The sequence below is a fragment of the Hypericibacter adhaerens genome (genome assembly GCF_008728835.1).
In the GTDB taxonomy this organism is placed as follows: Bacteria; Pseudomonadota; Alphaproteobacteria; order Dongiales; family Dongiaceae; genus Hypericibacter; species Hypericibacter adhaerens.
Genome location: NZ_CP042582.1, coordinates 3,361,589 through 3,373,465, shown reverse-complemented (window position 1 = coordinate 3,373,465; position 11,877 = coordinate 3,361,589). Strand labels below are relative to the sequence as shown.

The following is an 11,877-nucleotide window of genomic DNA, read 5'->3' as shown; positions in this document are numbered from 1 at the left end:
CCTGTGACGCTTTTCTGACGGCGCCCTCCCGCATGGACCCGTGGCGGTCCGGTGCGGCAATATTCTGCTCGGTTGAAACGCCGGTTGGGGAAACGCGGTTGTCGGCGAGACATCAGGATGGCAGTGCCGGCGATGCCGACTACGGCCGGATTGGCGGCGGCTATGCGCGTTTCCGCCAGCCTGACCCCCGGATCGCCGCCATGATCGTGGCGGCGCTGGAGGATGCGGAATCCGTCCTCAATGTCGGCGCCGGTGCCGGCTCCTACGAGCCGACCGATCGCGCGGTCACGGCCGTCGAGCCCTCGGCCTCGATGCGGGCGCAGCGGCCGGCGCATCTGCCGCCCGCGATCGACGCGGTCGCCGAGCGGCTGCCCTTCGAGGATGGCCGTTTCGACGCCTCCATGACGACCTTCAGCGTGCATCAATGGCGCGATCTCGAGGCCGGCCTCGCCGAGATGCGCCGGGTCACGCGGGGACCGGTCGTCGTCATGACCTGCGACCCGGACGAGCTCGAGCGGTTCTGGCTGCATCGCTATGCGCCGGCGGCGATCGCGGTCGAGGCCCGCCGCTACCCGCCGATCCCGCGCATCGCACGGGTCCTGGGCGCGCGCACCGAGGTCTGGCCGGTGCCGATCCCGCTGGATTGCACCGACGGCTTCAACGAGGCCTATTACGGCCGGCCCGAACGGCTGCTCGATCCCGAGGCGCGGCTGGCCTGCTCGGCCTGGAGCTTTCTCGACGCGGCGGCCATCGCCGATTTCGAGACCCGCCTGCGCCGCGATCTCGAGAGCGGCGCCTGGGACGCGGAGCACGGCCATTGGCGCAGGCAGCCCTTCTTCGAGGGTTCTCTCAAGCTGATCGTCGCCCATCCCTGAAGCCGGGCGCCGTCAGACGAGGCCGACGGTCTGCAGCAGCAGCCAGAGATTGGCCGCGGTGATGGCAAGAAAGAGAATCCAGGCGGTCGCGGCGAGGAGGGGAGGGCTGGTGAAGGCTCCCATCACGCGGCGGTCGCTGGTGAGGCGGATCAGCGGGAAGATCGCGAAGGGGAGCTGCGCGCTCAACACCACCTGGCTGAAGACCAGGAGGCGGCCGACCGCATGCTCGCCCATCGTCAGCACGCCGATGAGCGCCGGCACCAGGGCCAGCGTGCGGGTGATCAGCCGGCGCTGATAGCAGGGGATCTTCAGGTCGAGGAAACCCTCCATGATCACCTGGCCGGCGATGGTGCCGGTGAAGGTCGAGCTCTGGCCCGAGGCGAGGAGCGCCAGCCCGAACAGGAAGCTCGCGAAAGCCGTGCCGGCGATCGGCTCGAGCAGGCGATAGGCATCCTCGATATCGGTGACGGTGGTGGCGCCGGTCGCATGGAACGCGGCGGCGGCGAGGATCAGGATCGCCGCATTGACGAGCAGCGCGAGCCCCAGCGAGCCGGCGGTGTCCAAGGTCGCGAGCCGGATCGCGTTGCGCTTGGCGGGGGCGCTCTCGCCGCTGACGCGGGTCTGGACGATCGAGGAATGGAGATAGAGGTTGTGCGGCATCACGGTGGCGCCGAGGATGCCGATCGAGATGTAGAGCGCGTCGGTATCCTCGAAGGCGGCGACCCGGGGCACGAGGCCGCTCAGGATCCCGCCGATGTCCGGGCCGATGAGGATGAGCTGCAGCAGGAAGCAGATGCCGATGGTGGCGATCAGCCCCAGCACGATCGCCTCGAGCCGGCGGAAGCCGCGGCCCTGCAGCCCCAGCACGATCACCGTGTCGAGGCCGGTCAGCACGATGCCCCAAGGCAGCGGCACGCCCAGCAGCAGCTTCAAGGCCAGCGCGCAGCCCAGCACCTCGGCGACATCGCAGGCGATGATCGCGATCTCGGCGAAGACCCACATCGCGTTCGAGACGGCGGGCCGGTAGCGCTCGCGCGAGGCGCGCGCCAGGTCCTTGCCGGCCACGATCCCCAGCCGCAGGCACAAGGTCTGCAGCAGGATGGCCGCGAGGCTCGAGAGCACCACGACGAAGAGCAGGCTGTAGCCGAACTGGGAGCCGGCGGCGATGTCGGTCGCCCAGTTGCCGGGGTCCATATAGCCGACCGAGATCAGCAGCCCTGGCCCCGCGAAGCGCAGCATCCGGCGCCACAAGGCGAGGCCCGGGTCGATGAAGACCGAGCCGCGGACTTCGGAGGGGCAGAAGGGGGCCGTGGCGGTGGTGGGGAACCGATACATGAAGCCTGAACCTGACGGAGCCGCCGCGGCAGATCAAGCGACGGTCTTCGGTATGTCCTTTCCTCCGGCAAGGGAGAAGGTCAGGAAGGGGGCTGCGCGGCATCGGTCGGCGAGCAGTCCCCTCCTGACCCTCCCCCGCGATGCGGGGGGACGGGATAAGCGCGGCATGGGCTATTGCCATCGCGGCGGTCGCCATTGTCTCTTGCGCGGGCCAACAGGCACCGGGGTCTGTTCATCCAAGGGAGAGCGTCAGCGTCATGGGTTCCAAGCGTTTCGAAGGCCGTCACGTGCTGGTTTCGGGCGGGGCGGCGGGGGTGGGCGGCGAGGCCTCGCGTCTGTTCGCGGCCGAGGGCGCCAAGGTCACGATCGTCGATATCCTGGGTCAGGCCGGTCGCGACCTGGCGGCGGAGTTGACGGCATCGGGCGCCGAAGCCCTGATGATCGAGGCCGACGTTTCGGGCGAGGAGGCCGTCACGGACGCCGTGCGCCAGGCGGCCGAGCGCTTCGGGCCGGTCGACGTGCTGCACAACCATGCCGGCACCACCATCGTGAAGCCGTTCCACGAGACGAGCACCGCCGAATGGAAGCGGCTCTTCGACATCAACGTCCATTCGATGTTCTTCATGACCGGGGCGGTGATCCCCGGGATGCTGAAGAAGGGGAAGGGCGTGATCGTCAACACCTCCTCGGTTTCGGCCATCCTCGCCACGCCAATGGAGGTCGCCTACTGCTCGACCAAGGGCGCCTGCCACGCCTTCACCAAGGCGATCGCGACCGAGTACCGCGACCAGAACATCCGCTGCAACGCCGTCTGTCCCGGCTTCATCCGGACCGGCCACGGATTGCGCGAGATCAATGCGCTGCGCGGCTACGGGGTCAATGTGAGCGAGGCCGACATCATCGACATGCAGGGTCGCATCTGCGAGCCGGTCGAGATCGCGCGGGCCGTGCTGTTCCTGGCCAGCGAGGAAGCCAGCTTCGTCAATGGCGAGACTCTCTTTGTGGACAATGGGTTGTCGGTCAGAACCTGAAGCGGCGGCGGGCAGGAGGAGAGCGGGTCCGGCGCCGGCAACGCCTAACTTTCGATCTGCTCACCCCGATCCTTTGGGGAGCGATGCCAACGTCTTGATTAAAAATGCGAAATTATGTCGCCTTTCCATTGTCGCTCACCTATGCGAATGATAGTCGTTCTTAAAGTGAGGCGGGAGCCAAGCCCGTCAGAGGGCGGACTCCGCGCCCAGCTTGCGAGTGCGTCTCAATGCTAATTCCTTTCCTGATCATGCTGCGCGAGGGCATCGAGGCCGCGCTCATCGTCGGCCTGATCGCCAGCTACCTCAAGCAGACGGGCCGCGGCGCCTGGATGCCGACCGTATGGGTCGGAATCCTGCTCGCGGTCGCCATGTCGCTCTTCGTCGGCGCCGGGTTGCAGTTCGCCAGCGCCGAGTTCCCGCAGAAGCTCCAGGAGCTGTTCGAGGCGATCATCGGCTTCGTCGCGGTGGCGGTGCTCACCTCGATGGTGTTCTGGATGCGCAAGGTCTCGCGCTCGATCAAGGCCTCGCTCCACGCCTCGGTCGATGCGGCGCTCGCGCATTCCAGCGGCCAGGCCTGGGCGCTCATCGCCATGATCTTCTTCGCGGTCGCGCGCGAGGGCGTGGAATCGGTTTTCTTCCTGCTGGCGATCTTCCAGCAGAGCACGGGCAGCGGCGCGCCCCTGGGCGCGCTGCTCGGCGTCCTGGTCGCGGTGCTGCTCGGCTACGGCATCTATGTCGGCGGCGTGAAGCTCAATCTGCGCCGCTTCTTCCGCTGGACCGGCGTCTTCGTGCTCGTGGTCGCGGCCGGCATCCTCGCCGGCGCGCTGCGCTCGCTGCATGAAGCGGGCATCTGGAACCATCTCCAGACGGTCGTCTTCGATCTGAGCGGCACGCTGCCGATGGACAGCCCGGTCGGCACGGTCTTCGCCGGCTTCTTCGGCTACCAGGACGCGCCCAGCTTGGGTGCCGTCGTCGCCTATGTCCTGTTCCTGGCGGTCACGCTCTTCCTGTTCCTTGCGCCCCCGATGGCCCGTCCCGCCGTCATTCCCAGCAACCAGCCGAATCGCTGACGGCGATCACGAGCCCCTTTATCATGGCGTCAAATCCTCCCTCCGCCCAACCCGGCCGCCCCGCACCGGCGCTGATGAGGCTCGCGATCGCGGGCGCAGCGCTCCTGGTGATCGTCGCCGGTGCCGCCTTCTACTTCGCCTCGGAAGGGGCGAAGCGCGCCCAGACGGGAACCGCGGAAGGCGCCCTGACCGTCACCATCACCGACGCGACCTGCGATCCCAACGAGATCACGGTCGCGGCCGGGCCCAGCACCTTCACGATCGTCAACAACTCGAGCCGCACCGTCGAGTGGGAGATCCTCGACGGCGTCTATGTGGTCGAGGAGCGCGAGAACATCACGCCGGGCCTGAGCCGGACCATGACGACCAAGCTGGCGCCCGGCGACTACGACATCACCTGCGGTCTGCTGAGCAATCCGCGCGGCAAGCTCCATGTGACGCCCTCGGCCGCCTCCGCCGCCGAGGCCGCCAAGCCCTCGATGACCGCCTTCATCGGCCCGCTGGCCGAATACAAGGTCTTCCTCGTCATGGAAGCGGGCGCGCTGGTGACGGCGACTCAGCAATTCACCGACGCGGTCAAGGCCGGCGATGTCGAGCTGGCCAAGACGCTCTATGGGCCGGCCCACACCGCCTACAAGCATCTCGAGCCGGTGGCCGACCGCTTCGCCGATCTCGACACCGCCATCAATGCGCGCGCGACCTATTTCGAGAAGCAGGAGGAGGACCCCGCCTTCGGCGGCTTCCACCGTCTCGAATACGGGCTCTTCGCCCGCAACAGCGCCGAAGGCCTGGCACCCGTGGCCGACAAGCTCTTGGCCGACGTCACCGCCCTGCAGCAGCGGGTCCGCGGGCTGCAGGTTCCGCCCGAGAAGATGGCGGACAGCGCCGCGCGGCTCCTGACCAAGGTCGCCGACAGCGCCGCCACCGGCGACGAGGATCGCTACAGCCACGGCGACCTCGCGGACTTCCAGGCCAGCCTCGAAGGCAGCCGCAAGATCGTCACGCTGCTGCGCCCGTTGACCGAGAAGGCCAATCCCGATCTGGCCAAGAGCCTCGACGCCGCGTTCGAGGCGACTTCGGCCAAGCTCGCCGGCTTCAAGCCGCAGGATCAGTACCTGTCCTACGACCGCCTGGGCGAGGCGGACCGCAAGGCGCTCGCCGATCAGTTCGCTTCGCTTTCCACCGAGATCACCAAGCTCAACGCCGCACTGGGTCTTGAATGAGCCCTGGGAGGGGACGATGAAAGACCGCAAACCGAATGAGCCGGCATCGATCGATTCCACCGCGACAAGCCGGCGTCGCGTCCTGATCGGGCTGGGAGCCGCGGGCGGCGCGCTCACCGGCAGCCTCGTCGCCGGCGCGCCGGCGCAGGCCGACAATGAAAGCGTCACCAACGCGCCGGTCTCCGACAAGGCGCTGGAGCGCCAGCCTTTCTACGGCCTGCGCCAGGCGGGGATCGTCACGCCGCGTCCGGCAGCGGGCATGGTGGCGAGCTTCGACGTGCTCGCCAAGACGCCGGCCGATCTGGTGCGGATGTTCCAGATCCTGACCGAGCGGATCGCCTTCCTCACCCAGGGCGGCGAGCCGCCCCAGCTCGATCCGAAGCTGCCGCCGGCCGATAACGGCATCCTGGGGCCGGTGGTGACGCCGGACAACCTCACGATCACGGCTTCGATCGGCGCATCGCTGTTCGACGAGCGCTACGGGCTCAAGCCGCACAAGCCGGCGCGTCTCATCCGCATGACGAGCTTCCGCAACGACGCGCTCGAGCCGTCGCTCTGCCACGGCGATCTCTCGCTGCAGTTCAGCTCGAACACGCCCGATACCAACATCCATGCGCTGCGCGACATCGTGAAGAAGCTGCCGGATCTGCTGCTGCTGCGCTGGAAGCAGGAAGGCTCGGTGCCGCCCATCCTGGTGAAGCCTGGCGTGCCGCCGGAGAGCGCCCGCAATTTCCTCGGGTTCCGCGACGGCTCGGCCAATCCGAGCCCGCACGACACCGATATGATGGAACGCATCGTCTGGGTACAGCCCGACAGCGACGAGCCCGGCTGGGCGACCCACGGCACCTACCAGGCGGTGCGCATCATCCGCAACTTCGTCGAGCGCTGGGACCGCACGCCCCTGCAGGAGCAGCAGGCCATCATCGGTCGCCACAAGGCGACCGGCGCGCCGATGCAGGGCACCACGGAGCACGACCTTCCGGACTACACGAACGATCCAGAAGGCAAGCTCACGCCGCTCGACGCCCATATCCGGCTCGCCAATCCGCGTACGCACGGATCGGAGGCCAACCTTATCCTGCGGCGGCCTTTCAACTACTCGAACGGCGTCACCAAGTCGGGCCAGCTCGACCAGGGGCTCTTGTTCATCGCCTACCAGTCGGACCTGGAGAAGGGGTTCATCACGGTCCAGAAGCGGCTCGATGGCGAGCCGCTCGAGGAATACATCAAGCCAGTCGGCGGCGGCTTTTTCTTCACCTTGCCCGGCGTCGCCAATGAGAGGGACTTTTTGGGCAGGACACTGCTGGAGGCTGCCGGCGCCGCTCAGCCCGGCAACTGACAAAGCGCATCAGAAGACAGGAGTTATCGATATGACGCTACGCCTTCCTCTCATGGCCGCGACGATGGCGATCACGCTGGGGGCCGTCGCGCTGGGCAGCATGGCGATTCCCGCCCGTGCCGCCGTCGAGCCGATGGAGCTCGTGGGGCCGGTCTCCGAATACAAGATCTACGTGTCCGAGAAGCTGCAGAAGCTGGTGGCCGACACCAAGGCCTTCACCGATGCCGTCAAGGCCGGCGATATCGACAAGGCCAAGACGCTGTTCGGTCCGACCCGCATGAGCTACGAGGCGGTCGAGCCGGTGGCCGAGCTGTTCAGCGACCTCGACGCCTCGATCGATTCGCGCGCCGACGATTACGAGCAGGGCGAGGCCGATCCGACCTTCCCCGGCTTCCATCGCCTCGAGTACGGCCTCTGGGCAAAGAACAGCACCGAGGGCCTGGCGCCCATCGCCGACAAGCTGATGGCCGACGTCAACGAGCTCAACAAGCGCATCGCCGAGCTGACCTTCCCGCCGGACAAGGTGGTGGGCGGCGCGGCAGCGCTGATGGAAGAGGTGGCCGCCACGAAGATCTCGGGCGAGGAGGATCGCTACAGCCACACCGATCTGTTCGACTTTCAGGCCAATTTCGAAGGCTCGCGCAAGATCTTCGAGCTGTTCCGGCCGCTGGTCGAGAAAGACGATCCGGCCTTCGTGAAGAAGGTCGCCGACAACTTCCAGACCCTCGATACCACGCTGTCGAAATACAAGAAGGGCGACGGCTTCGAGCTCTATGACAAGCTGACGGACGAGGACCGAAAGGTGCTCGCTGGCGCCGTCAACACGCTGGCCGAGGACCTGTCCCAGCTGCGCGGGAAGCTCGGGCTGAACTGACGCTCGATTACAGCCGACCAGAACCGGAAACCGCGGCGACCGCGAGGTCGTCGCGGTTCTTCTTTGCGCCCAGGGACGTGCTGAGACGCAAACACAAACGACGGGAGCTTTTATTCGTCATGCCGGCTTTGGGCCGGCATCCATGAACACGGACCTTGGCTTAATCTTGCTCGATGGGTGTTCATGGATCCCCGCCTTCGCGGGGATGACGAGAGAGTGAACGCGCCTTCCCTCGAGCCGTGGTTTGCTGCCTGCCGTCCCGTCAGTTCGGCGTGAAGGTCACGTGGAGCGAGGTCGGCGCGCGGAACTCCCAGCCGCGGAACTGCGGCAGCCGGTCCGGCACCAGCGTCAGGTCGGGGAGCCGCTGCAGCAGGGCGCGCAGCAGCGAGACCACGAGGCGCTGGGCGAACCAGCGGCCGGCGCAGAAATGGGACCCGAAGCCATAGGCCGCGTGGCCGGTCTCGGTGCGCCGGATGTCGAAGCGGTCGGGCTCGCGATAGCGCGCCTCGTCGCGGCTGGCCGAGGAGATGACCGAGGCGACCGGCGCGCCGGCCGGGATGGTGACGCCGCCGAGCTCGACATCGCGCGTCGCCTGGCGCATCTGGGTTCCGATCGGCGCCATCCAGCGCAGCCCCTCGTCGGCGGCCTTGGGCAGCAGCTTGTCGAAATCGGCCAGCAGCAGCCGGTGCTGCATCGGATCGGCGAGCAGGGCGACAAGCGTCGAGGCGGCGCCATGTCCCGGTTCCTGCATGCCGCCCAGGAGCGCGATCTTGATCGAGGGCAGCAGGAACTCGCGCGGCCGCGTCTTTCCCGGCTTCATGCCGTCATGGAGCATATGCGACAGAGCCGAGCCGTCGGGCTCGCGCTCGAGCCGCTCGAAGATCGGCAGGATCGCCGCCTCGACCTCCCGGTTGATCGGGTCGGAGATCGCGAGCTTGGCCGGATCGTTCTCGTAGTTGGCCGCACCGACGGCGAGCCCGTGGAACCAGCGCAGCAGGGTCGGCGCATCCACATGGCCGAACCCCAGCGAGCGCGCGAGGCAGAGGCTGGAGACGGGCTCGAAATAATCGGCGATCAGGTCGGCTTGGCCCCGGGGTGCGATCCGGCCGAGATGGTCCTGGATGATCGGGTCGGCGAGCGCGTCGATATAGTCGGCCACGGCGCGGGGCTTGTATTTGCTGTCGAAGCCGCAGCGCAGCTCGTCATGGACCTCGCCGTCGCTGGTGAGGATGGTGGGCCGGCCCATGGAACGCTCGACCGGCGAGCTCGGCACCTCGGCCGTGAAGAGCGCCGTGTTCTTGCTGACGAACTCGACATCCTGCCAGCGCGTGACGAACCAGACATTGGCGGCCGGAACCCAGGCCACCGGCGCCTCGCGGCGCAGGCGGGCATAGAGGGGATAGGGATCCCGGTCGAGCGCCTCGACGGTGATCTGGTCGGCAAAACCCATGCCTCACTCTCCCGATGAAGCAACGCGGGTGGAAGACGAAACAGGCCAGAGGCGGCTGCCTCTGGCCTGATCTCGTCCGTTACGGCATTCGCGGCGCCGCCGTCAGCTTCCGCGATTGGCACCCAGCTTGGCGAACTTGTCGGCCGAGGCCTGCTTCAGCCGCGTCGCCGCGATGATGCCGAGCAACGCCGCCGCCGGCACCAGGATCGGCAGGCCGATCGCGAGCGCCGGCTGGGCACCGGTCAGCGCGTCGAAATGCACCACCACCAGGACCGCGATGATGGTGAGGAGGATCCCTGCCACCAGCGGCGCCAGCAGGGTCTTGAAGCCGGAGCCTTCCAGGTGCGAGGCGCGCCGGAAGAAGGCGATGACCGAGAAGGAGGCCAGCGCCATGAGCACGATGACGCTCAGCGTCGCGACGTTGGTGAGCCAGGTGAAGAGCGCCAGCACCGGATCCTGGCCCGTGACCACGAAGATCAGCAGCACGATCACCGCCAGCACCGTCTGCAGGACCGAGCCCAGATGCGGGCTCTGGTGCATGTCGTGCGTCTTGCCCAGATGACCGGGCAGCAGCCCCTCGCGACCGAGCACGTAGAAATAGCGGGCCGCCGCGTTGTGGAAGGCCAGCAGGGCCGCGAACACGCTCGAGATCATGAGCAGGCTCATGATCGTGGTGAGGGTCGAGTTCGCGTACTGGTCCGAAAGGCCGAAGACGAAGCTGGTCGGGTCCTGCAGGCCCTGCAAGGTCGGCAGCAGATTATCGGCGCCCGTGGCCAGCACCATGCACCAGGTGGAGATGGTGTAGAAGACGCCGATCAGCAGAACCGACAGGTAGGTCGCCCGCGGCACCGTCCGCTGCGGGTCCTTCGCCTCTTCGCTGTAGATCGTGGTGGCCTCGAAACCCATGAAGGCCGCGAAGCAGAGCAGCATGCCGATCGTGGTGGAGCCGCTGAAGAAGGCGTCGGGCGTGAAGCTGGTGAGGTTGACGCCTTCGGCGCCGCCGGCACCCAGGATCGTCGCATCGAGGATCAGCACCGCGATATATTCGGCGATGACGAGCACGGCCAGCACCTTGGCCGAAAGATCGATCTGTCGGTAGCCGAGGATTCCGACGATCACGGTGCCGATCAGCGACCAGACCCACCAGGGCAGGTCGATCCCGAACAGGCCCGAGAGCGTGGCCCCCGTGACCGCGCCGAACAGACCCAAGAGGCCGATCTGCATGGTGTTGTAGGCGAGGACGGCCACATAAGCCGCGGCACCGCCGGCGATGCCGCCGAGACCCTGTGAGGTGAAGGCGAAGAAGGAGCCGGCATTGGAAACATGCCGCGCCATCGTGGTGTAGCCGACCGAGAAGAGCAGCAGGATCAGGGTCACGACCAGCACGGCCGCCGGCACGCCGGGGCCGTTGCCGAAGAGCATCGCGATCGGATAGCCGCCCGCGACCGCCGTCAGCGGCGCGGCGGCGGAAACCACGAAGAAGGTGACGGCGGCAACGCCGAGAACGTTGCGCCGCAGCCGGTCGGACGATGCGCCGCTGGCGCTCGTCGATTGGGCCGTTGTCGATTGAGCCATGCTGTCCTCCCCTGACACGCGCGAGGTGCCGATTCTTCTCGGTCTCCCCGCCATCCTGTTGTGGCGCGCGTCGTCCGCCCGCCGCCCGAACGCATCGCTCCGGCAGGGCACGGATGGCCCCGGCGCGACGATGCTGGTCGTTCATTCGATGTCGAACGATAATACAGAGATTGAACCGGAGCAAGAGAGCCGTCGGGCGCCCGGGAGCGGAAGAGCGCCGGATTGGTTAAGCCGCGGCTGTTTCGGCTTTGCCCGGCGATGCTATAACCGCTTGGTGGTTGCGAAGGAGTTTGCTTTTGACCAAGTCACGCCGCACTGCAGCGAGCCGCTCCGGCCCGGCCAAGCGCCAGCCGGGCGATGCCGGGTCGCCGGGGAAGAAGCCGCGCGCGCATCGCTCCCAGAAGCCGCTGGCGGAGCTGCTGGGCGAGCGGCGCGTCGCGGGGCTCGGCATCAATCTCGATTCGATGGCGCTGGTGTCGAACATCCACCGCGCCGCGGGCTTCATCCGGCAGCATTTCGAGCGTAGCGTACTCAAGGAATCCGACCTCCATTGGTCGGCCTTCGTGGTGCTGTGGTGCCTCTGGATCTTCGGCGAGCTCGAGACCCGGCGTCTCGCGGTCGAGGCGGGCGTGGCGAAGAGCACGCTCTCCAGCATCCTCAACATGCTCGAGGGCCGGAAGCTGGTGCGCCGGCGCGCCAACGAGCTGGAGCGGCGCCTGGTCATCGTCAACCTGACCGCGGGCGGCACCGAGCTCATCAGCCGTTTGTTCCCGAAATTCAACGCGGAAGAGACCCGCATCGTCGCCAAGCTGACGGCGCGGCAGATGGATTCCGCGACCGAAGCGATCCGCATGATCCTCGCCACGATCGGCGAGATGGACGGCCCGGTCGGCGAAGAGCCGTGACGAAGCAGGGAACTCGGCCTTTCCCTTTGTTTGAGGCATATGCAGGGTGAGAATGCGTTCTCCGTCATGCCGGCTTTAGGCCGGCATCCACGAACACGGACGGGGCCCAATCTTGGTCGGCGGATGCTCCTGGACCCCGACCTTCGCCGGGGTGACGAAAGGAGCGAACCCGCTTACCCTTCACGCGGCGCGGGCTCTTT

General features: G+C 67.2%; 10 protein-coding genes. 7 read left to right on the top strand and 3 right to left on the bottom strand.

Translation table 11 applies throughout. From position 1 onward, the window contains the following. Window positions 1-98: 98 nt before the first annotated feature. Window positions 99-875 carry a class I SAM-dependent methyltransferase gene (locus FRZ61_RS14830; RefSeq protein WP_151118470.1) on the top strand — a complete coding sequence of 259 codons (777 nt, stop codon included), beginning with the start codon at window positions 99-101 and terminating at the stop codon, window positions 873-875. A gap of 12 nt (window positions 876-887) precedes the next feature. Here the strand turns inward: FRZ61_RS14830 and FRZ61_RS14825 are convergent, their stop codons facing one another. Continuing rightward, window positions 888-2,210 carry an Nramp family divalent metal transporter gene (locus tag FRZ61_RS14825; RefSeq protein ID WP_151118469.1) on the bottom strand — a complete coding sequence of 441 codons (1,323 nt, stop codon included), beginning with the start codon at window positions 2,208-2,210 and terminating at the stop codon, window positions 888-890. 257 nt (window positions 2,211-2,467) lie between these two features. Here FRZ61_RS14825 and FRZ61_RS14820 point away from each other — a divergent pair, with 257 nt between their 5' ends. From FRZ61_RS14820 to efeO (FRZ61_RS14800), 5 genes are all read left to right on the top strand, one after another. Beyond that, window positions 2,468-3,241 (top strand): SDR family NAD(P)-dependent oxidoreductase, encoded by a 774-nt coding sequence (locus FRZ61_RS14820; protein ID WP_151118468.1) that lies wholly within the window; start codon window positions 2,468-2,470, stop codon window positions 3,239-3,241. A 227-nt stretch (window positions 3,242-3,468) separates the two neighbouring features. Next, window positions 3,469-4,311 (top strand): iron uptake transporter permease EfeU, encoded by an 843-nt coding sequence (gene efeU / locus FRZ61_RS14815; RefSeq protein ID WP_151118467.1) that lies wholly within the window; start codon window positions 3,469-3,471, stop codon window positions 4,309-4,311. A 23-nt stretch (window positions 4,312-4,334) separates the two neighbouring features. Then, window positions 4,335-5,534 carry an iron uptake system protein EfeO gene (gene efeO, locus FRZ61_RS14810; protein WP_151118466.1) on the top strand — a complete coding sequence of 400 codons (1,200 nt, stop codon included), beginning with the start codon at window positions 4,335-4,337 and terminating at the stop codon, window positions 5,532-5,534. Window positions 5,535-5,550: 16 nt separating this feature from the next. Next, window positions 5,551-6,873, top strand: a complete 1,323-nt coding sequence (gene efeB / locus FRZ61_RS14805; RefSeq protein WP_151118465.1) for an iron uptake transporter deferrochelatase/peroxidase subunit — start codon at window positions 5,551-5,553, stop codon at window positions 6,871-6,873. 31 nt (window positions 6,874-6,904) lie between these two features. Then, window positions 6,905-7,747, top strand: a complete 843-nt coding sequence (efeO, locus tag FRZ61_RS14800; protein ID WP_151118464.1) for an iron uptake system protein EfeO — start codon at window positions 6,905-6,907, stop codon at window positions 7,745-7,747. 262 nt (window positions 7,748-8,009) lie between these two features. Here the strand turns inward: efeO (FRZ61_RS14800) and FRZ61_RS14795 are convergent, their stop codons facing one another. Then, a complete protein-coding gene (locus tag FRZ61_RS14795; RefSeq protein WP_151118463.1) occupies window positions 8,010-9,197 on the bottom strand; it encodes a cytochrome P450 in 1,188 nt (395 codons plus the stop codon). A 102-nt stretch (window positions 9,198-9,299) separates the two neighbouring features. Then, entirely contained in the window at window positions 9,300-10,772 is a 1,473-nt protein-coding gene (locus FRZ61_RS14790) for an APC family permease (RefSeq protein WP_151118462.1), read from the bottom strand. A gap of 296 nt (window positions 10,773-11,068) precedes the next feature. Here FRZ61_RS14790 and FRZ61_RS14785 point away from each other — a divergent pair, with 296 nt between their 5' ends. After that, window positions 11,069-11,677, top strand: coding sequence for a MarR family winged helix-turn-helix transcriptional regulator (locus FRZ61_RS14785; protein WP_151118461.1), 609 nt, complete (start codon window positions 11,069-11,071; stop codon window positions 11,675-11,677). The last annotated feature ends 200 nt before the right edge of the window (window positions 11,678-11,877 follow it).

Excerpts from the sequence above, each read along its gene's own strand:
- efeO (WP_151118464.1), top strand. The coding sequence starts at position 6,905 with ATGACGCTACGCCTTCCTCTCATGGCCGCGACGATGGCGATCACGCTG.
- FRZ61_RS14825 (WP_151118469.1), bottom strand. The coding sequence starts at position 2,210 with ATGTATCGGTTCCCCACCACCGCCACGGCCCCCTTCTGCCCCTCCGAA.
- FRZ61_RS14790 (WP_151118462.1), bottom strand. The coding sequence starts at position 10,772 with ATGGCTCAATCGACAACGGCCCAATCGACGAGCGCCAGCGGCGCATCG.
- FRZ61_RS14820 (WP_151118468.1), top strand. The coding sequence starts at position 2,468 with ATGGGTTCCAAGCGTTTCGAAGGCCGTCACGTGCTGGTTTCGGGCGGG.
- FRZ61_RS14795 (WP_151118463.1), bottom strand. The coding sequence starts at position 9,197 with ATGGGTTTTGCCGACCAGATCACCGTCGAGGCGCTCGACCGGGATCCC.
- efeB (WP_151118465.1), top strand. The coding sequence starts at position 5,551 with ATGAAAGACCGCAAACCGAATGAGCCGGCATCGATCGATTCCACCGCG.
- efeO (WP_151118466.1), top strand. The coding sequence starts at position 4,335 with ATGGCGTCAAATCCTCCCTCCGCCCAACCCGGCCGCCCCGCACCGGCG.
- efeU (WP_151118467.1), top strand. The coding sequence starts at position 3,469 with ATGCTAATTCCTTTCCTGATCATGCTGCGCGAGGGCATCGAGGCCGCG.